This is a genomic window from Nocardia grenadensis NBRC 108939, assembly GCF_001613445.1.
Lineage (GTDB): Bacteria > Actinomycetota > Actinomycetes > Mycobacteriales > Mycobacteriaceae > Nocardia > Nocardia grenadensis.
In genome coordinates this window covers 1-19,164 of sequence record NZ_BDCJ01000045.1, presented here as the reverse complement: position 1 = coordinate 19,164, position 19,164 = coordinate 1, and the positions used below count along the sequence as shown (strand labels likewise).

The window sequence follows — 19,164 nt, the reverse complement described above, 5'->3', positions numbered from 1 at the left end:
CCCGTACGGCCCCGGACTCGGCGGTCAGTATCTGGGGCCGCCGGCTCGCTCGGATGTGCGATACGCCAGCCACCGACCGGTGGCACGTGACGCGGCACCGACGAACGCGACCGCCGACAACATCAGCAGCGGGCCGGTAAACGCCAGGACGGCCGGCTCGCGCGTGGCGACGGCGGCCACCGACCCGGCGATCGCCGACAGCACGCCGATCACCGAGCTCACCAGCGTCAGCACGCGTCCCGATCGTCTGCCTGCCAGCAACAGTAGGCCGGCGGCGATCCACAGCAGGGAAACGACCCCGGTGAACAACAGCGCGACCGTCGAGTAGACGAGATCCGCGCGCCCGGCGGGAGTGCCCTGGGCGACCGCCCGGGCCGTCTCCACCAGTCCGACACAGAAGACGATCACCGGGAACACCGCGACGAGCAGCGTCGCGAGACCGGCGGTGACGGCGGTCCCGCGGCCCGGTTTCGCTCCGGGTGCCTGCGGCCACGACCGGGCGACCGGCGGGCGCGGATCGGTCACCACCCGCTGCTGCGCCGGCCGCGGTTGTGGCCGGGAGACGTGGCCCGCGCGGAAGTCCGGCGGAGTGGGGGCCGGCGCCGGCTGTGCGACCGGTGCCGGGGTCGCCGGGGTCACCGCCGGGGCCGCGGTATGCCTGCCCTCCAGTGCCTCGCGGACTGCGGTGATGAATTCGCCGCAGCTGCGAAACCGTTCGTCGCGTTGTTTGGCCATCGCCCGAGCCACCGGCGCGTCGACGGCGGTGGGCAGGTCGGGGCGCATGGCGGTGAGTCGCGGCGGTGGTTGCGAGATATGCCCCATCACCACCTGGCCGGGATTCGTGGCGGCGTACGGGGGCCGGCCGGCGAGCACCGCGAACAGGGTGCAGGCCAGCGAGTATTGATCCGATCGGTGATCGACCGCCGCGCCCGACAACTGCTCCGGGGAGCCGTAGGCGAGGGTGGCGGTGAACGCCCCGGTGGCCGTGAGTTTCGTATTGGCGTCGGTGAGCCGCGCGATACCGAAATCGGTCAGCACCGCGTGGGATTCACGCAGCGCTTCGGCATCGGCGATGAGAATATTGGCCGGTTTCACATCCCGGTGCAGCACGCCCCGGCTGTGCGCGTAGTCGAGTGCCGTCGCGGTCTCGCCGAGCAATCGGATCGCGGTCGCCGGCGGATGGGCGCGGGCGTCCCAGGTCGCCGCGTCGGTGCCCCGGATGTATTGCATGGCGATCCACAGGTGTCCGTCGTCGGTGCCGCGGTCGAACACTCCGACGATTCCCGGATGTTCCAGCCGGGCGACGACATCGGCTTCCAGCTCGAACCGGCGGGTGAGTTCGATATCGGTACTCACCTCCCGGTTCAGCAGCTTCAACGCGACACTGCGCGGTAGCCGCGGATGGCGGGCGAGATACACCGTCCCCATGCCGCCCTGTCCCAGGACCCCTTCGATGCGGTATCCGGCGAAGGTCGTGCCCACCCCCAGCACCGCCGCTCCTTCCGCTTCCGTCCGAACGCCGTGACGCTACCGTACTTTCGCACGCGGGACCCGGAGGGGGAGTTGCCGGGTATCGGCGGCGCTCAGTGGTTGTTCACCAGGTCCTGCAGGAGCGGGGTGGCCATCTCGATACCCGATTTGCCGAGGCTCAGGGCAGCGTTCCCGAGGGTGACCACGTAGTAACCGATCGTCTCGTAGTTGTCCTGCGCCCACTGCTGCAACGTCTGCACGGTTCGTCCTCCTCTGCCTGTCGAGCGCCGGGCGATGTGATCAGCGTCTCATAGGGCGGGTGGGCGGGGAAGAGGGGAGCGCGGATCGCAATCGATCCCGGGCTCGGCATACTGCCTGGTCGCAGCGGTAGCCACCCCGATTGTGAATGAGATTGCATCATCGTGCATAATCATTTGTGGCGGCGGTGTGAGAGCCGAGCCGGCAACGGGCCAGCATACTGCTGAAAAGACGGCGGGCCGAGCACGCAGAACATCACCCACCGAACATCATCCGCACCATCATCCGAGGAGCACCAGAACATGTCCGAACGCGTCGTACTCGCCTACTCCGGTGGGCTGGACACCTCCGTGGCCATCAGCTGGATCGGCAAGGAGACCGGCGCCGAGGTCGTGGCCGTGGCCATCGACCTGGGGCAGGGCGGTGAGGATATGAACGTGGTGCGTCAGCGCGCGCTCGACTGCGGCGCCGTCGAAGCGGTCGTCGTGGACGCCCGTGACGAGTTCGCCGACGAGTACTGCCTGCCCACTATCCAGGCCAACGCGCTCTACCAGGGCGAATACCCGCTGGTTTCGGCGATCAGCCGCCCGCTCATCGTCAAGCATCTGGTGGAGGCCGCCAAGTTCCACGGTGCGGACACCGTGGCGCACGGCTGCACCGGTAAGGGCAACGATCAGGTCCGCTTCGAGGTCGGCATCGGCGCCCTGGCCCCCGACCTCAATGTGATCGCCCCGGTCCGCGACTATGCCTGGACCCGGGAGAAGGCCATCGCCTTCGCCGAGGAGAACAAGCTCCCGATCAATGTCACCAAGAAGTCGCCCTTCTCCATCGACCAGAATGTCTGGGGCCGCGCGGTCGAGACCGGGTTCCTCGAGGATCTCTGGAACGCCCCCACCAAGGATGTCTACGACTACACCACCGACCCGACCGTGAACTTCGAGGCGCCCGACGAACTCATCGTCACCTTCGAACGCGGTGTCCCGGTCGCCATCGACGGACGCCAGGTCAGCGTGCTCGAGGCGATCACCGAACTGAACAGCCGCGCGGGGCGGCAGGGCGTGGGCCGGCTCGATATGGTCGAGGACCGGCTCGTCGGTATCAAAAGCCGCGAGATCTACGAGGCCCCCGGCGCCATCGCGCTGATCACCGCGCACCGCGCGCTCGAGAACGTGACCCTGGAGCGGGAGCTGGGCCGCTATAAGCGGCAGGTCGAGCAACGCTGGGGCGAGCTGGCCTACGACGGCCTGTGGTTCTCGCCGCTGAAGCGGGCGCTGGACGCCTTCGTCGCGGAGACTCAGCAGCATGTATCCGGCGATATCCGGATGGTGCTGCACGCCGGGAACGTTACGATCAACGGCCGTCGCAGCGACCAGTCGCTCTACGACTTCAACCTGGCCACCTACGACGAGGGCGACAGTTTCGACCAGTCGCTGGCCAAGGGTTTCGTGCAGATCCACGGTCTGTCCTCCAAGGTCGCGGCCAAGCGGGATCTGAACCAGAAGTAACGCGCAGCCGGTACAGCCGACCGAGACGTGGGAGAGGTAGTGAGCACCAACGAAGGCGCGTTGTGGGGTGGGCGGTTCGCCTCCGGTCCCGCCGAAGCGATGGCGGCGCTGAGCAAATCGACCCAGTTCGACTGGGCGCTGGCACCGTACGATATCCGCGCGTCCAAGGCGCACGCCCGAGTGCTGAACAAGGCCGGGCTGCTCTCGGAGAGCGATTTGAGTGCCATGCTCGCCGGCCTGGACCGGCTGGCCGCCGATGTCGAGTCCGGCGCCTTCGCGCCCGCGGAATCGGACGAGGACGTGCACGGCGCACTCGAGCGCGGACTCATCGAGCGGGTCGGCCCGGAGCTCGGCGGGCGGTTGCGCGCCGGACGTTCCCGCAACGACCAGGTCGCCACGCTGTTCCGGATGTGGCTGCGGGACGCGGTACGGCGTATCGCGGCCGGGTTGGTGACGGTGGTGGACGCCCTCGCCGACCAGGCCGCGGCGCATCCGGGCGCGGTGATGCCGGGCAAAACCCATCTGCAGGCGGCGCAACCGGTACTGCTGGCGCACCATCTGCTCGCCCACGCGCATCCGCTGATACGCGATATCGACCGGCTGCGTGATTTCGACAAGCGGGCCGCGATTTCGCCGTACGGGTCCGGTGCGCTCGCCGGGTCCTCACTCGGCCTCGATCCCGAGGCCATCGCGGCCGAACTCGGGTTCACCGCCGCGGCCGCCAATTCCATCGATGCCACTTCGGCCCGGGATTTCGCGGCCGAGGCCGCCTTCGTCCTGGCGATGATCGGAGTGGACCTCAGCCGGATGGCCGAGGAGATCATCCTGTGGAGTACGCCGGAATTCGGCTACATCACCCTGGCCGACGCCTGGTCGACCGGTTCGTCGATCATGCCGCAGAAGAAGAACCCGGACGTCTCCGAACTCACCCGCGGTAAAGCGGGCCGGTTGATCGGCAACCTCACCGGGCTCCTCGCCACCCTGAAGGCCCAGCCGCTGGCCTACAACCGGGATCTGCAGGAGGACAAAGAACCGCTGTTCGACTCGGTGGCCCAGCTGGAACTGCTGCTGCCGGCCATCGCCGGCCTGGTCTCCACGCTCACGTTCCACACCGGCCGGATGGCCGAGCTGGCACCCGCCGGTTTCACCCTGGCGACCGATATCGCCGAATGGATGGTCCGGCACGGGGTGCCGTTCCGGGTCGCGCACGAAGCGGCCGGTGCCTGTGTGCGGACCGCCGAGGCGCGGGGCGTCGGACTGGACGAACTGACCGACGAAGAGTTCGCGGCGATAGATCCGGCGCTCACTCCGCAGGTCCGTGCGGTGCTGACGGTGGCCGGCTCCGTCGCGTCGCGTAACGCCCGCGGTGGGACGGCAGGGGAGCGGGTCACCGAACAGCTCGGCGAGATCCGCGCGGCCGCCGACAATGTCCGGCGCTGGCTGGACTGATCCGGCGTCGGGGCGGGGCCCGGCCGCGCAGACCGGCCGGGCCGGTGCGGCCGGTGCGGCCGGTGCGGTAACGCCGTCCCGGGTACGCGCGGGCCGGCCACTCGGCTGCCGGTGTCGGCCTCGGGACCGTTCCGCAATGGGTTACAGCGAAGACATCCCCGGTATCCACTGCGAATGATTCAACTACTCAGATATGCGCATCTATCTATGGAAATCTGAACCGGAGCACGACCAACCGGAGCTTCCGGTCAGAAGGCTCCGCGACGAGCGAGTGCGCATTCGGGTCCGAGGGCATCCGGCACGGTCGCATACCGAACAACCTCGCGGCCCGGCGAGGAGACGGCGTGAAGAGATAGGGATAACGGCTGGTCGCCGTCGACCGATGAAGTCGGCATGGAATTCGTACTGGTCGCACTCGCGGTGGCTTATATAGCTGTTTCCGATTTTCTCGGCGGTATCGCGCAGGCGTTCGGCTCGGCCGGGATGTAGAAACCATGATGTCGTCGACGACCTCCGCTGCCGTGCCGGCAGCCGGCTCAGGCCGGCACCTGCGGCCCGGCGGCGGCGATCTCCAGTACTCCGGCGAGCCAGGGGCTGAACCGCTCCGGGTCCTCCTGTAGCCGGGCGCGCAACTCGTCCGGGCACACCCAGCGGTAGTCGGCGACCTCGGCCGGGTCCGGCTCCGGTCGCGCATCGTCGAGCACGCCCACCAGCACGTGATCCCATTCGTCCTCGACGAACCCGGTGCGCGGGTCACCCGCCCGGTAGCTGTAGACACCGACCTCGGTCAGCGGTACACGCAGACCCATCTCTTCGACCAGTCTTGTTCCGGCCGCCTCGGCGACGGGAACGCCGGGGGCGGGATGGCCGCAGCAGGTATTCGACCAGCGCGCGGGAAACCGCGTCTTACCGGGCGCGCGCTGCTGGAGCAGCGTCCGGCCCGCGGTGTCGAAGATCAGCACCGAGAAAGCCCGGTGCGGGCGGCCGGGGGCGCGGTGGGCCTCGGCCACCGGACACGAGCCGACCGTGTTGCCGGCGGAGTCCACCAGTTCGACGGGCAGTGTTTCCCGGTCGGTGATGGCGGCCGGACGGGCCGGCGGGAGGGTCGGGTCGGTCACGATCCTCAGCCTATCGGCGCGGGCGTGGGAGTTCCGCCGAGGTGCCGGGTACATGATGTAGATGTCACAACGGGCCTCACGGGTACGGGGTGCGATATGGCAGGCTTTGTGCATACCGCAGCGTTTGTGAGGTATGCCACGCCACAGGTAGGGCTGGGAGCGGAACGTGAAGTTGAGTGTGCGAGGTCTGGCGGGGTCGGCGCGACGGGTGATGTCCACCGCGCAGAACGGGCTCGAGGTGATCCGCTTCGGCGGACTGGGCAGGGATACCGAGTCCTCGCCGTTCGAGGTCGCCGAGCGGCGGCCCATGTACCGCCTGCGCCACTACTTCCCCGCGGCCCCCAACGGAGGCCCGGTGGTGCTGTTCGTGCCACCGCTCATGGTCAATGCCGATATCTGGGACGTCAACGGCGACGACGGCGCGGTCGGCATTCTGCACCGCAGCGGGATCGACTGCTGGGTCGTCGATTTCGGTTCCCCGTCGGTGGAGGAGGGCGGCTGGAAACGAGATCTCGCCGATCATGTGCTCGCGGTGAACAACGCGATCGATACGGTCTGCGCCGCGACCGGCCGCGATGTGCACCTGATGGGGTATTCGCAGGGCGGTATGTTCGCGTACCAGACCGCGGCCTTCCGGGCGAGCAAGGGGATCGCGAGCATCGTGACCTTCGGCAGTCCGGTCGATATCGTGGCCGGGATGCCGCTGGGCCTACCGCATGCGGCGGTATCGGACCTGGTGGATTTCGCCGCCGACCATGTCGTGCCCCGGCTGCCGATCACCGACCGGATGGTGCGAATCGGGTTCCAGCTCCTCGACCCGGTGAAGACCGCCAAGGCCCGGATCGATTTCCTGCGCCAGCTACACGACCGCGAAGCACTGCTGCCGAAGGAACGACAGCGGCGCTTCCTGACCAATGAGGGCTGGATCGGCTACGCCGGGCCCGCCGCGGCCGATCTGCTCAAACAGTTCGTCGTGCACAACCGCATGATGCTGGGCGGTTTCGTCATCCGCGATCAGCCGATTTCCTTGGCCGACCTGAAATGTCCGATCCTGGCCTTCCTCGGCGAGGTCGACGAGATCGGCCAGCCCGCGGCGGTACGCGGGATCGTGCGGGCCGCGCCGCGGGCGGAGGTCTACGAGTCGACGCTGGTCTCGGGTCATTTCGGTCTCGTCGCGGGATCGGTCGCCGGCAAGTTCACCTGGCCTCAGGTGCGCGATTGGGTGGGCTGGGTCGAGGGTGGTAACGCACTGCCGGAACAGATCGTGCCGATGACCGATCATGTCGCCGAGGGGGCGCCCCGTACCGTCCTGCGGCGTGCGGTGCACACCGCGGCGGCGCTTGCCGAGGCCGGCGCCGAGATGGGGCGCACGCTCGAACACCTGGCCGCGAATACGCTGCGGGGATCGGTGGGCGTGGTCGAGGGCGCGGCGCGCACGCTGCCCAGGCTGACCCGTCTGGGCACGATCGAATCGACGACCCGGATCTCCATCGGCCGGCTGCTGACCGAACAGGCCCGCCGGTCGCCGCGCGGCGAATGCTTTCTCTTCGACGACCGGGTGCACACCAATGCCGCTGTCGATATCCGGATCGACAATGTGGTGCGCGGCCTGATCTCGGTCGGGATCCGGCCCGCGACCCGGGTCGGTGTGGTGATGGAGACCCGGCCCAGCGCGCTGGTGACTCTGGCGGCTTTGTCGCGTCTCGGTGCTGTCGCGGTGCTCATGGCACCCGAGAGCGATCTGACCACCGCCCTCGCACAGACCGGGACCACGGTGCTGGTCTCGGACCCGGAGAATGTGGGTCACGCCGTCGCCACCGGGGCTCGGGTATTCGTCCTCGGCGGCGGTGACGCCCGCGGCCTGGCGGTACCCGCGGGCACCGATGTCGTAGATCTCGAACAGATCGATCCCGAGCAGGTTCGGGTGCCGGGCTGGTACCGCCCCAACCCGGGACGCGCGCGGGAACTGGCGTTCATCCTGGTCGCCGGGGTCGGTGACCGGCTCGACATCAAATACATCACCAACCACCGGTGGGCCCTGTCGGCGTTCGGTACCGCCTCCGCGGCCGACCTCGACAACAAGGACACGGTGTACTGCCTGGCGCCGCTGCACCATTCGTCCGGGCTGCTGGTGAGCCTGGGCGGAGCCATTGCCGGCGGGAGCCGGATCGCGCTGGCCCGATCCCTGGACCCGGGCCGTTTCGCCGAAGAAGTCCACCGCTACGGGGTCACGGTCGTGACGTACACGTGGACGATGCTGCGCGATATTCTCGACGCGGACGTGTTCCCGGAGGGACACGCGCATCCCATCCGGCTGTTCATCGGGTCCGGGATGCCCGCCGGTCTGTGGCGGCGCACCGTCGAACAGTTCGCGCCGGCCCGGGTGCTCGAGTTCTATGCCTCGATCGAGGGCGATGTGGTGCTGGCGAATGTGCCGGGGGTGAAATTCGGCTGCAAGGGCCGGCCGGTGCCGGGGACCGCGCGCGTGGAACTGGTGGCCTACGACCCGGTCTCCGGCCGGGTCCAGGTCGACGACAACGGGTACGCCCGGCGCTGCGCCGACAATGAGGTCGGGCTGCTGATCGGTTCGGCCGGGGCGAGCGTGGACCTGTCGCTGGGCGGTTTGCGCGGTGTCTTCGACCCCGAGGACTCCTGGCTGCCCACCGAGAACCTCTTCCGGCGCGACAGCGACGGCGATTACTGGCTGGTCGACCGTATCGACACGGTCATCCGGACCCGCCGCGGCCCGGTGTTCACCCAGCCGATCGTGGATGTGCTCAACGATATCGCCGCCGTCGATATGGAGGTGGCCTACGCCTTGCCCGCGGGTGACCGGGTGCTCGCCGTCGCGGCGGTGAGCGTACGACGGGGGTTCCGCCTCGAACCCGGCGATATCACCGAGGCTCTACGCTCGCTGGCGCCCGACCAGCGCCCCGATGTCGTCCATGTCGTCGACGATATTCCGCGCAGCCCGTCGTTCCGGCCGTCTGCGCATGCGGTCGAAGCGGCGGGCGGGCCGCGGCCGGGCCCGTTCACCTGGTGGTACGAGCCGGAGTCCGAGAGTTACGAGGTACTCACCGAGAACGGTCCCGACAGGCTGTGACCGGCCGGCCGCGTCCGGTTCAGCACCGGTACGCGGTGACGGCGTCGAGTACCCGGTGGATCTGTTCCCGGGTGAGCATGGGCCACAGCGGTAACCGGAGGATGCTCGCCGCGAACCGGGCGCTGCGGGTGCACGGATAGGGCGTCCGCCCGTATTTGAGCCCCGCCGCGCTCGAGTCGAGCGGTACATAATGGAACGGCGCCACGATTCCGCGATCGGCGAGGTGCCGGATGAGGCCGTCGCGGGCGTCTTCGGTCGGCATTCGCAGATAGAACAGGTGCGCGGTATGGCGTCGGTCCGGCGGCACCGACATCGGTGTCACCCCGTACTCGGCCGCCCAGGAACCCAGTCCGGCCGCGTAGGTGTGCCACACGCGGTGTCGCGCGCGCTGAATGGTGTGGAATTCGGCGAGCTGGGCGTCGAGGACGGCGGCATTGAGTTCGCTGGGCAGATAACTGGACCCGATGTCCTGCCAGGAGTATTTATCCACTTGACCGCGCAGGAATCGGGCGCGATCGGTGCCCTTCTCCCGGATGATCTCGGCGCGACCCATCAGGATGTCGTCGGAGAGCAGCAATGCGCCACCTTCGCCGCAGTGCACATTCTTGGTGTCGTGGAAACTCTGGGTGCCCAGCGTCCCGAGGGTGCCGAGCGCACGCCCCCGCCAGGTACCGCCCAGTCCGTGGGCGTTGTCCTCGATGAGCGCGAGACCGTGCCGGTCGGCCAGGTGTTGCAGTGCGGCCATATCGGCGGCCACTCCGCCGTAGTGCATGACCACGATCGCCTTGGTGTGGTCGGTGATCGCCGCGGCGGCGGCCTGCGGGTCGATATTGCCGGTGGTGCTGTCGATATCGACGAATACACAGGTCGCGCCGTGGACCGCGAAGGCCGCGGCGGTGGAGGTGAAGGCGAAACTCGGCACGATAACCTCGTCGCCGGGCCCCAGCTCGAGCAGGAGCGCGGCCAGCTCCAGCGCGTGGGTGCAGGAGGTGGTCAGCAGCACGTGGCGGGCGCCGGTGATCGCGGCGAGCTTCGCGGTGGCCGCGGCGGTGAACGGGCCGTCACCGTGACAGTGATCGGAATCGAGTACGGCGGTCACATTCGACAGTTCCGCGGCCGACCGATAGGGCCGGCTGAAGATGATGCGCCCGCTCACCTCGCTGCCGCCTCGGCGGGCCGGTGCCCGGCCGCGGCCGTCCTCTCCTCCGGTGGCCGGGGCGTCGGGGATGCCACCGTCAGATACAGCGGTTTGCCGACCAGGATGTGCAGGACAACCCCGAGGTATTCGGCGATGAGGCCGAGCGAGAACAACACCGCCCCCGAGCACAGCAGCAGCACCACGATAATGGAGGCCCAGCCCTCCGGGTCCGCGTCGTCGCCGGTCAGCGCGGTATAGATGATCACGCCGGCCAGTACCGCCCCGGCCAGCGCCAGCGTCACACCGAGCAGGCTCACCAGCCTCAGTCCGCGGGTTCCGGTGCACAGCACCATCTTCCAGAACAGCGAGAACAGGCGCCGGTAGTCGTACCCGGATTCGGTGCGGCCCTCGGTACGCAACAGCACGGGGACCGTTGCCGTCCGGCCAACGACCCAGGTCAGCGCGACATCGAGGTAGGCGCCGTTGGCCGCGACCTCGGCGAGCCGGCGCCCGATATCGCCGCGGATCAGCCGGAAGCTCTCGAAGCGGGTGGAGGCGGGGAAGGCGAACAGTGTGGCCAGTACCAGTTTCGCGCCGCGCGAGGTGAGGTTGCGCAGCGGGCCGTGCGGCCGGGTGTTGGTGGGCCGTGAGTAGACCAGGTCGGCGCGTTCGCGATACGCCGCGTCCAGGAACTCGGCGAGACAGGCCGGGTCGTGCTGCCCGTCCTCGTCCATGGTGACGACCCAGCGTCCCCGGGCGGCGGCCAACCCGGCGATGGTGGCCGCGTCCTGTCCGTAGTTGCGGCTCAACCAGATCACCCGGACCTGCGGGTATTCGCGGGCCAGCCGCTGGAGTACGAGATCGGAGCGATCGGGGCCGTGATCGTGGACCAGCACGATCTCCGCGACGCGGAAGCCGATCCCGCCGGGGGTCGTGGTGGGTACGCCCAGCGTGTCCAGTTCCCGCACGAGGGCGGCGACGGTCTGTTCGCCGCGGTACACCGGGACCACAACCGAAATACCGCACACCCCGGGCGAATCGGATTCATAGGCCGGGGGCGGGTGGTCGGTGCCGGGGCGTGGGGCCGCGGTGGCGAGTTCGGGGACGGAGCGGGCCGCCGGTGGCCGATCGGCGGTCCGGGCGGACGCGAAGCTGGGAGAAAACGGCATTGGCGAGATCGACTTTCGACGGTGGATAACGCGTGCCGGGTCTCGATGACGCTGGTGAGCCCGAGAAATGCGAACTCTAGCAGGTGCGGTGCGGACGATGCGGGCAGATCCGAATGCGCGTCGTTCCGGTCGTGGAACCCGCTGCGGGCGGTAGGGTCTGGGACCCGTGGCGGATGGTCGAGCCGAGAGTCGGCGGGATGTGGTCCGGTGGGGTCTGGTGTGCGCGGCGGGGGTGCTCGCCGCCTATCTCGCTGTCCTGTCGGCGAATTCCCGGCACTTCTATACCGACGACACCGAGTCCCAGTACGCGCCGCTGTGGGTGATGACCGGCCGTGCCCTGCGGGAGGGGAGGTTCCCGGTACTGGTGCCGGAGAACTGGCTGGCCGGCAACTACGCGATCGAGGAGACCGGTCTGCTCAATCCGCCGCAACTGCTGATCGATCTGCTCGCGGTCTCGGTGGACGATCTCGCGCTGTACGCGACGCTGGTGAAACTGCTGTTCGCGGTCGTGCTGGGACTCGGCGTCTACCGGGTCTGCCTGGTCTATGGCGGCTGCCCGGCCTGGTCCGCGGTGGCCGGGGTGGCCTTCCCCTGCAGCGGTTTCCTGCTGTTCTTCGACGCCGCCAGCTGGATGACCGCGTTCACCGGAACCGCCTGGCTCGTGCACGCCTGGGCGTCGGGTGTGCGCTACGCCCGCGGCCGCGACGGACCCGTCCCGGTTTTCGTCTTTCTCTACCTGACGATCTCGGTGCAATACGTTTTTCCCGCGGTGGAAGCGGCAGTGCTGTTCGCCACCGTGCTAATCGGCGAATTCGTGTACCGGCGGCAGTGGGCGCCGGTGTTCCGGCTCGCCCTGGTGGCCGGGTGTGCGGCGGCGGCCGGTTTGGCGACCTACCTACCGAGTCTGCTCACCGCGGATGTCACCTGGCGCGGCGCATCGGAGATCCACAACGATCAGTTCCTGACCGTGCCCTGGTCGGAATCGCTGAACGCCAGCCTGCCCAGCACATTGCCTGCCTTCACCTCCTGGTGGGGATATGTGCAGCCGCTGCCCATGGTCTATATCGCCTGGTTCCTGGTCCCGGCGCTGGCTTTCGTCGACTGGAAACGGGCCGTGGACGCGGCGCGGGAGCTGAGCGGGCCCGCCTTGTTCGCCGTGGTGACCCTGCTGTGGACCGCCGGGCCCGGGACCATGGGCCCGCTGCGCTGGCCGGCCCGGGTACTGCCGATGGTCGCGCTGGCGCTGCTGGTGCTGGTGTGCGTCCTGCTCGGCCGGTTCGGCACGGTCGCCGGAACCCGCCGACGCGGTATCGCTGCCGCGATACTGGTCGTCCTGCTGCTGGCGCGTTCCGCCGCGGCCGCGCCGGAGCAGGCGCTCGGTCACCTGATGGCCGCGGCCGGGGTGGGTGCGCTGGGAGCGGTCGTGGTGTGGTCGGGACGGACCCGCGGGCGGGCCGCGGCCTGTCTGCTCACGCTGGCCGCGGTGACGCCGATCGCCTACCTCCAGGTGCACGCGGCCCAGCCCACGCCTATGAGCTGGAATCTGCCCACGAAACGGTCGGAGATGAAGGCGGCCTTCCCCGACTTCCCGGGTACCACCCTGCAACTGGGCGACCGGGCGCTGATCGCCCCCGGCGAACGCACCCTCGACGGCGCCTACGGTTCGCTGGCCTTCGGTAACTACGCGAAGAACCTGGAGGCCGACTATGTGGGCGGCTACACCCCCAACGGTCACTTCTATTTCGGTCATCTGCTGTGTATGCGCTGGGATGTCAGTGTCTGCCCCGACGCCTACCGGCGGGCCTTCGCGCCGGAACCCGAAACCGGGCGGCCCCTGGTGGATCTGATGCTGGTCGACCGCGTGGTCCTCCAGCGTGCGCTGTTCCCCGGGGCCCGGGAACAGTCCGCGCCCGCGGGCTGGAGGTGGGTGGATTATCCGGGGCACGAGCAGTACATCGTGGTGCTCGAACGCGAAACCGGCCCGGTATCGGGGCGCACCGGCCGGGTGGCCCACACCGACGGTGTCACCGCCGGCGCCGCCGTCGAATCGGATACCACCAGCCGGGTCCGGGTCGATTCGCCCGCCGGTGGCCGGATCGTGTTCGCGCGGCTGGGCTGGCCGGGGTACCGTGCCCATCTGGACGGTCGGCAGCTCCCGATCGATGTGGTCGCGGACAGTTTCGTCGCCGTGGATATCCCACCCGGCACCCGCGGGGGCGAACTGGAACTCACCTGGCGTCCGCCCGGCTGGAAGATCGGCGCCGCGCTCGCGGCAGCCGGACTGCTCGGTCTCGCGGTCCTGGCGACCGACCACCGCCACCGACGTCGTACCCACCAGCCCGCTGCGCCATCCGCCGATCCGGCTGCGCCACCCGCTGACCCGGTCGCTTCTCCCGACGATCCGACGGATCCGCCCGCCGACCCGGCTGCCCCGCCGCCCGCCGGCCCGGTGGCCGGCGAACCGGGTCCTGTCGCCGCACGCCTGTGAACGAATCCGCCGGACACCAGACCACCCCGCGCGACAGTGTGCCCGCGGAACCCGCCGACCCGGGACCCCTACTCCGGCTCGTGCGTCGGCAGGAACTCGCCTTCGCGGTCGTCGGCGCCGCGAACACAGCGATGGGAATCGGCCTGACCGTCTGGTGGCTGTGGCTGCTCGGTACCGCCGTGCCGCCCTCGGTGGCGGTGGCCGCCGCCTACGCCACCGGCGTCGGAATCGCCTTCGTACTGCACCGCAACCTCGTGTTCCGGGTCCGCGGCCGGATCCTGCGGGATTTCGTCGCGTTCGTGGCCGTCAACAGCGGCGGACTGGTAGCCAACGCGCTGCTGCTCGAACTCGCGGTCACCGTGCTCGGATTTCCCCGGGCACCGGCCGCGGTCGTGGTGATGGGCACGGTCGCGGTCGGCAGCTATTTCGGCCACCGCTCTATCTCGTTCCGCCGACCGGTAGGTTGAAGCCCATGTCGGAGGAAACCATTCTGGACCCCACCCTGCTGAGTCTGCTGGCGTGCCCGCAGGACAAAGGTCGGTTGCATCTGGTGCGCGCCGCCGACGGCGCGGATCTGCTGTACAACCCGCGGCTGCGCCTGGCCTACCCGATCGACAGTGGTATCCCGGTGCTGCTCGCCGACGAGGCCCGCCCGGTCGACGACGCCGAGCACACCGATTTCGCCCGCCAGTACGGGGAGTGACGCCCCGGGTCAGGACTCACCGGCGGCGGTCGAGTCCTGACCCAGATCCCCGGTGAGGTAGCGCTGCACCGTGGGTCCGACGGCCGCGACCAGCTGCGGCAGCGGCAGTCCACTCACCGGCTGCAGCGCCAGGATCTTCCGGGAGATCACCAACCCCGCCATCTGGGAAGCGGCCAACGCCACCCGGAGCCGGCCGTCGTCGGTATCGGTCGCGATGCGCTGCCGCACCCGCTCCAGCACCACCGACAGGAGAAAATCGCGAGCCAGCGAGGTATCTCCGCTCGCCACCAGACTGCGCACCAGCGCCACCGCCCCGGCGCCGGCCGGGGAATCCCACAGCCCCACCACCGCTGCGACAATGGTCTCGCCGAGCCGGTCCAGTGGTACCGCGTCCACCTGCCGCAGCACGATCTCCGGGTCCACCGGGAGTTCCACCACCGCGGCGAACAACTGTTGTTTGGTCCCGAAATAGTGGTGTACCAGCGCTGGATCCACCTCGGCGTCCGCGGCGACCGCCCGGATGGAGGTCTTGTCGAACCCGGATTTCGCGAACCGTTCCCGGGCGGCGGCGAGAATCGCGTCCCGCGCTCCGGACCGGCCGGGCCGCCGACCCGGCCGAATCGGACGGGAGCCGTCGGGTGCGGCCGCGCTCATGCGGTACGACGGCGTAGCGTGGCCGCACCCAGGCACAGGGCCACCGTCGCGAACGCCGCGACGATCGCCAGATCCCGCCACATCAACCCGGTCGGGTCGGTGTGCACCGAGACCTCGTGCAGCGCGTCGACCGCATAACTGAGCGGCATGACATTGCTGATCACCTCCAGCCAGCCCGGCAGCTGGGCCCGGGGCACCAGCAGGCCGCACAGGAAGATCTGAGGCGCCGCCAGCAGCGGCATGAACTGCACCGCCTGGAATTCCGTCCGGGCGAACGCACTGCACAGCAGCCCCAACGCGACCCCCAGCACCGCGTCCACCATCGCGATCAGCACGACCCATCCGGGGTTCCCGGCGGCGCCCAGGCCCAGCAGGCCGAACGACACCAGGCAGGCCACCGCGGCCTGGGCGGCGGCCGCCAGGGAGAAGGCGGTGCCGTATCCGCCGAGCAGGTCGAGTTTGCTCAGCGGTGTGGTGAGCAGTCGTTCCAGTGTTCCGGAGGTGCGCTCGCGCTGCATGGCGATCGCGGTGATCAGGAACATCACGATGAACGGCAGAATGCCGAGCATGCTGATCCCGATGCGGTCGAACGGGGTCGTGGCCTGCATGGGCGGGGTGGGGACGTCCCGGTAGATGAAGTAGAGCAGGGCCATCAGCAGGGCCGGTACCACCAGGATCATCGCGACCGTCCGGTGATCGTTGCGCAGCTGCCGCAGAATCCGGGTGGTCGTGGCCAGATACGCCCTGCCAGGGCGGGGTCCACTCGAATAGTGCCCACCCGACCCCATCGGGCCGGTGTCCGGGATCGCGGTCGATGCCGCTCGCTGCCCACTCATACCGGAGCTCCCATTGTGATGAGGGTGAGAAACGCCTGTTCCAGGTTCTGTTCACCGGTGCGTTGCCGGAGTTCGTCGGGACTGAGCCGAGCCAGCAGATCGCCTTCGCGCAGGAGCAGTAAGCGGTCGCAGTGCTCGGCCTCGTCCATCACATGACTCGACACCAGCAGCGTTGTCCCGCCGGCCGCCAGTTCCCGGAACTGTTTCCACAGCTCCACCCGCAGCACCGGGTCCAGGCCGACCGTGGGCTCGTCGAGGACGAGCAGCTCCGGCCCGCCCACCAGCGCGCAGGCAAGCGAGGCCCGGGTCTGTTGCCCACCGGACAGTTCGTCGCCCCGCTGTGACTGATGATCGAGCAGTCCGACCGCGCCGAGAGCGGAGTCGACGGCGTCCCGGTCGGCGCCGGAGAGCGCCGCGAAGTAGGCGACATTGTCACGGACGCTGATATCGGCGTAGATGCTCGGCGCCTGGGTCACGTAACCGATCCGCCGCCGCAGCGCCGCGCTGCCCGCGGGCAGTCCGAGCGCGGTGATCTCCCCGGCCGCCACCAGCTGGGTTCCCACGATGCTGCGCAGCAGGGTGGTCTTTCCGCAGCCGGACGGGCCCAGCACCCCGCTGATCGAACCGCGCGGAATGGTCAGCGAAATATTGTGCAGCACTTCGCGTTTGCCGCGCCGAACAGTGAGGTTGCGCACCTCCACCGCAGCGGTCGTGCCGGTATCGGGCATGGTCGGCCCCTGTTCATCGGGTGTTGAATTCATTCTCTGATGAATTATTCGCCGACCCGCGCCCACCCGCAAGACCCGGGCGTGAGTGATCTGTCGACCCCGCTTTCCTGTGTGCCCTGGATCTCGACCGGGGATGCCCCCGCGGCGACTGCGGGGCCCGGGCTGCGACAATCCACGCCGTGAGTGCTGAGGAACTGGCAGTTGATCCGCTGACCGCCGCCCAGCGTCTGCTCGGCGCGATTCTGTGGTCGGGCCCGGTCGGTGCCCGCCTTGTCGAGGTCGAGGCATACGGCGGCGATCCGGACGGCCCCTGGCACGATCCGGCAGCCCATTCCGGCCGCGGCCGCACTCCGCGCAACGCGGTGATGTTCGGTCCGCCCGGTCACCTCTACTGTTATCTGAGCTACGGCATGCACACCTGCGTCAACATCATCAGCGGACCGGATGGCGTGGCCGGCGGCGTGCTGCTGCGGGCCGCCGAGATCGTCGCCGGTCACGAGACGGTGCGCGGCCGCCGGCCGGGTGCCCGCACCGAAGCGGACCTGGGCAAGGGCCCGGGCAACCTGGGCAGCGCGCTCGGCATCGGTTTGGCCGACTACGGCACCGATGTCTTCGATCCCGAATCCCCGATCCGGCTGGAACTGGGCCGCCCGATCGATCCGGTGCGGATCTCCGCCGGGCCGCGCGTAGGGGTGAGCAGCGAAGCCGATCGCCCCTGGCGCGTCTGGCTGCCCGGCTCCCCGGCCGTCTCCACCTACCGTCGCAGCCCGCGCGCCCCCCGTATCGACGAATCCGCCTGACCCGGTGGCCCGTCGCCCGGCCACAGCCTGCCGCGGCTCGCCGAGTTCGTCTCCACCACGTCCGCGCAGTGCGGTAACGATGGCCGCACCGGGCGTTATGTGATTGCGGACGTAGGCGAAGATGGAGCCGTGAGCAGCGACATCATCGACGAATTGACCTGGCGCGGGCTGATCGCGCAGTCCACAGACCTCGACGCGCTCCGGGCGGCGCTGGGCTCGGGCCCGCGCAATCTCTATGCCGGTTTCGATCCCACCGCGGCCAGCCTGCACGCCGGTCATCTGGTGCCGCTGCTGGCGCTGAAACGGTTCCAGCGGGCCGGGCACCGGCCGATCGTGCTGGCCGGTGGCGCCACCGGGCTGATCGGTGACCCGCGTGACGTCGGTGAGCGCACGATGAACTCCGCCGATACCGTCGCCGCCTGGGCGGATCGGATTCGTTCGCAACTCGAGCGGTTCGTCGACCTGGACAATTCACCGACCGGCGCGCTGATCGTGAACAACATGGACTGGACCGGCTCGCTGAGTGCGATCGATTTCCTGCGCGATATCGGTAAGCACTTCTCGGTCAACGTGATGCTCGCCCGCGACACCGTCAAACGGCGCCTCGAGGGGGAGGGCATCTCGTACACGGAGTTCAGCTACATGCTGTTGCAGGCCAACGATTACCTGCAGTTGCGCCGCGCACACGACTGCGTCCTGCAGGTCGGTGGCTCGGACCAGTGGGGCAACATCGTCGCCGGCGTGGAGCTGAACCGGCGGGTGGACGGTGCCGCCGTCCACGCGCTGACGGTGCCGCTGGTGACCTCCGCCGACGGTAAGAAGTTCGGTAAGTCCACCGGTGGCGGCAGCCTCTGGCTCGATCCGGAGCTGACCAGTCCCTACGCCTGGTACCAGTACTTCGTGAACACCGCCGATGCCGATGTCGTGCGGTACCTGCGCTGGTTCACCTTCCTGGACCGCGCCGAACTGGCCGATTTGGAACAGGCCACCGCCGAACGGCCACATGCCCGCGAGGCCCAGCGCCGGCTTGCGGCGGAGATGACGACGCTGGTGCACGGAGAAGAGAACACCCGCTCGGTACAGCTGGCGAGTCAGGCACTGTTCGGGCGCGGCGAGCTCCGGGATCTGGACGAACCGACGCTGGCCGCGGCGCTGCGCGAAGCAGCCGTCGACGGGAAGGTCGCCGAAGTCGTCACCGGCAATGACACGATCGTCGATCTCCTGGTGGCGTCCGGCCTGTGCGAAAGCCGCGGCGCGGCCCGCCGGGCGGTGAACGAAGGGGGCGCGTCGGTCAACAATGAGCGCGTGAAGGACCTCGACTGGGCTCCGGAAACCAGCGATTACCTGCACGGACGGTGGCTCGTATTGCGCCGCGGCAAGCGGAATTTCGCGGGTGTCCGCCGGGCTTCCGGAAATTGATCTTGGTGGGCTGGGTCACACTTCGGTGATCCGGCCCGTTGGATCGCCTCTCGGCAAGCCTCTGAACTGGGCAAACGCGCTGCCGAAGTGGCGATTTGACGTAGCGTTCCCCGCCGCGTAACTTATTCAACGTCAGAGCGACACGGACACCGACCAGGGGCCCGGAGCGAGGCGGAAACGCTGAGCCGGAGGGACCAGGGATAACGAGGTAGTACGAGGAGCGCCTGGCATGATCGGCCGAAGAGCGGAGTTTGACTCTGAGCCACTGGCCGGTTAAGCTAGAAAACCTGCCCCATTGAAGCCCTGGTTGAGTCCAGTCGCTGAAA

The 19,164-nt window shown here is 68.9% G+C and carries 16 protein-coding genes; 8 read left to right on the top strand and 8 right to left on the bottom strand.

Annotated features, from left to right (window positions below):
* Positions 1 to 24: 24 nt before the first annotated feature.
* Together NGR01S_RS29335 and NGR01S_RS31710 are read right to left on the bottom strand one after the other, a co-directional pair.
* Complete coding sequence (locus NGR01S_RS29335) at positions 25 to 1,491, bottom strand: serine/threonine-protein kinase (RefSeq protein ID WP_063042610.1); 1,467 nt, start codon at positions 1,489 to 1,491, stop codon at positions 25 to 27.
* A 92-nt stretch (positions 1,492 to 1,583) separates the two neighbouring features.
* Complete coding sequence (locus NGR01S_RS31710) at positions 1,584 to 1,730, bottom strand: hypothetical protein (RefSeq protein WP_169811993.1); 147 nt, start codon at positions 1,728 to 1,730, stop codon at positions 1,584 to 1,586.
* A gap of 300 nt (positions 1,731 to 2,030) precedes the next feature.
* On the opposite strand from NGR01S_RS31710, the gene NGR01S_RS29330 reads away from it, so the two are divergent.
* Together NGR01S_RS29330 and argH are read left to right on the top strand one after the other, a co-directional pair.
* On the top strand, positions 2,031 to 3,233 hold the full coding sequence (locus NGR01S_RS29330; protein ID WP_063042608.1) for an argininosuccinate synthase: 1,203 nt from the start codon (positions 2,031 to 2,033) through the stop codon (positions 3,231 to 3,233).
* A 39-nt stretch (positions 3,234 to 3,272) separates the two neighbouring features.
* Positions 3,273 to 4,682, top strand: coding sequence for an argininosuccinate lyase (argH, locus tag NGR01S_RS29325; protein ID WP_245664828.1), 1,410 nt, complete (start codon positions 3,273 to 3,275; stop codon positions 4,680 to 4,682).
* Positions 4,683 to 5,218: 536 nt separating this feature from the next.
* Here the strand turns inward: argH and idi are convergent.
* Positions 5,219 to 5,800 (bottom strand): isopentenyl-diphosphate Delta-isomerase, encoded by a 582-nt coding sequence (idi, locus tag NGR01S_RS29320; protein WP_245664827.1) that lies wholly within the window; start codon positions 5,798 to 5,800, stop codon positions 5,219 to 5,221.
* Between the two features lie 166 nt (positions 5,801 to 5,966).
* On the opposite strand from idi, the gene NGR01S_RS29315 reads away from it, so the two are divergent.
* Complete coding sequence (locus NGR01S_RS29315; protein WP_084481810.1) at positions 5,967 to 8,903, top strand: AMP-binding protein; 2,937 nt, start codon at positions 5,967 to 5,969, stop codon at positions 8,901 to 8,903.
* 19 nt (positions 8,904 to 8,922) lie between these two features.
* Here the strand turns inward: NGR01S_RS29315 and rffA are convergent, their stop codons facing one another.
* Complete coding sequence (rffA, locus tag NGR01S_RS29310; RefSeq protein WP_063042602.1) at positions 8,923 to 10,059, bottom strand: dTDP-4-amino-4,6-dideoxygalactose transaminase; 1,137 nt, start codon at positions 10,057 to 10,059, stop codon at positions 8,923 to 8,925.
* Entirely contained in the window at positions 10,056 to 11,210 is a 1,155-nt protein-coding gene (locus NGR01S_RS29305) for a glycosyltransferase (RefSeq protein WP_084481809.1), read from the bottom strand. The genes rffA and NGR01S_RS29305 overlap by 4 nt, the downstream gene beginning before the upstream one ends.
* A 166-nt stretch (positions 11,211 to 11,376) precedes the next feature.
* Here NGR01S_RS29305 and NGR01S_RS29300 point away from each other — a divergent pair, with 166 nt between their 5' ends.
* The 3 genes from NGR01S_RS29300 to NGR01S_RS29290 are packed head-to-tail and all read left to right on the top strand — an operon-like array spanning position 11,377 to position 14,401.
* The gene (locus tag NGR01S_RS29300) at positions 11,377 to 13,698 is read left to right on the top strand and encodes a hypothetical protein (RefSeq protein WP_169811992.1); all 2,322 of its coding nucleotides are present in this window, start codon (positions 11,377 to 11,379) and stop codon (positions 13,696 to 13,698) included.
* Entirely contained in the window at positions 13,695 to 14,165 is a 471-nt protein-coding gene (locus NGR01S_RS29295) for a GtrA family protein (protein WP_084481808.1), read from the top strand. Before NGR01S_RS29300 ends, NGR01S_RS29295 begins: the two co-directional genes overlap by 4 nt.
* Before the next feature lie 5 nt (positions 14,166 to 14,170).
* Positions 14,171 to 14,401, top strand: a complete 231-nt coding sequence (locus tag NGR01S_RS29290; protein ID WP_063042600.1) for a Trm112 family protein — start codon at positions 14,171 to 14,173, stop codon at positions 14,399 to 14,401.
* A 9-nt stretch (positions 14,402 to 14,410) separates the two neighbouring features.
* On the opposite strand, the gene NGR01S_RS29285 is transcribed toward NGR01S_RS29290, so the two are convergent.
* The 3 genes from NGR01S_RS29285 to NGR01S_RS29275 are packed head-to-tail and all read right to left on the bottom strand — an operon-like array spanning position 14,411 to position 16,652.
* The gene (locus NGR01S_RS29285) at positions 14,411 to 15,055 is read right to left on the bottom strand and encodes a TetR/AcrR family transcriptional regulator (RefSeq protein WP_063042598.1); all 645 of its coding nucleotides are present in this window, start codon (positions 15,053 to 15,055) and stop codon (positions 14,411 to 14,413) included.
* Positions 15,052 to 15,843: an ABC transporter permease gene (locus NGR01S_RS29280; RefSeq protein WP_063042596.1), complete on the bottom strand. Its 792-nt coding sequence runs from the start codon at positions 15,841 to 15,843 to the stop codon at positions 15,052 to 15,054. Before NGR01S_RS29280 ends, NGR01S_RS29285 begins: the two co-directional genes overlap by 4 nt.
* A 44-nt stretch (positions 15,844 to 15,887) precedes the next feature.
* Positions 15,888 to 16,652 carry an ABC transporter ATP-binding protein gene (locus NGR01S_RS29275; protein ID WP_373861471.1) on the bottom strand — a complete coding sequence of 255 codons (765 nt, stop codon included), beginning with the start codon at positions 16,650 to 16,652 and terminating at the stop codon, positions 15,888 to 15,890.
* 137 nt (positions 16,653 to 16,789) lie between these two features.
* On the opposite strand from NGR01S_RS29275, the gene NGR01S_RS29270 reads away from it, so the two are divergent.
* Both NGR01S_RS29270 and tyrS read left to right on the top strand, forming a co-directional pair.
* Positions 16,790 to 17,419: a DNA-3-methyladenine glycosylase gene (locus tag NGR01S_RS29270; RefSeq protein WP_157107503.1), complete on the top strand. Its 630-nt coding sequence runs from the start codon at positions 16,790 to 16,792 to the stop codon at positions 17,417 to 17,419.
* Positions 17,420 to 17,548: 129 nt separating this feature from the next.
* Positions 17,549 to 18,838, top strand: coding sequence for a tyrosine--tRNA ligase (tyrS, locus tag NGR01S_RS29265; protein ID WP_063042626.1), 1,290 nt, complete (start codon positions 17,549 to 17,551; stop codon positions 18,836 to 18,838).
* Positions 18,839 to 19,164: the final 326 nt, after the last annotated feature.

Bases quoted from the DNA above. Each gene is read 5' to 3' on its own strand.
- NGR01S_RS29330 (WP_063042608.1), top strand. From the start codon at position 2,031: ATGTCCGAACGCGTCGTACTCGCCTACTCCGGTGGGCTGGACACCTCC.
- NGR01S_RS29305 (WP_084481809.1), bottom strand. From the start codon at position 11,210: ATGCCGTTTTCTCCCAGCTTCGCGTCCGCCCGGACCGCCGATCGGCCA.
- NGR01S_RS29290 (WP_063042600.1), top strand. From the start codon at position 14,171: ATGTCGGAGGAAACCATTCTGGACCCCACCCTGCTGAGTCTGCTGGCG.
- NGR01S_RS29285 (WP_063042598.1), bottom strand. From the start codon at position 15,055: ATGAGCGCGGCCGCACCCGACGGCTCCCGTCCGATTCGGCCGGGTCGG.
- NGR01S_RS29280 (WP_063042596.1), bottom strand. From the start codon at position 15,843: ATGGGGTCGGGTGGGCACTATTCGAGTGGACCCCGCCCTGGCAGGGCG.
- NGR01S_RS29275 (WP_373861471.1), bottom strand. From the start codon at position 16,652: ATGAATTCAACACCCGATGAACAGGGGCCGACCATGCCCGATACCGGC.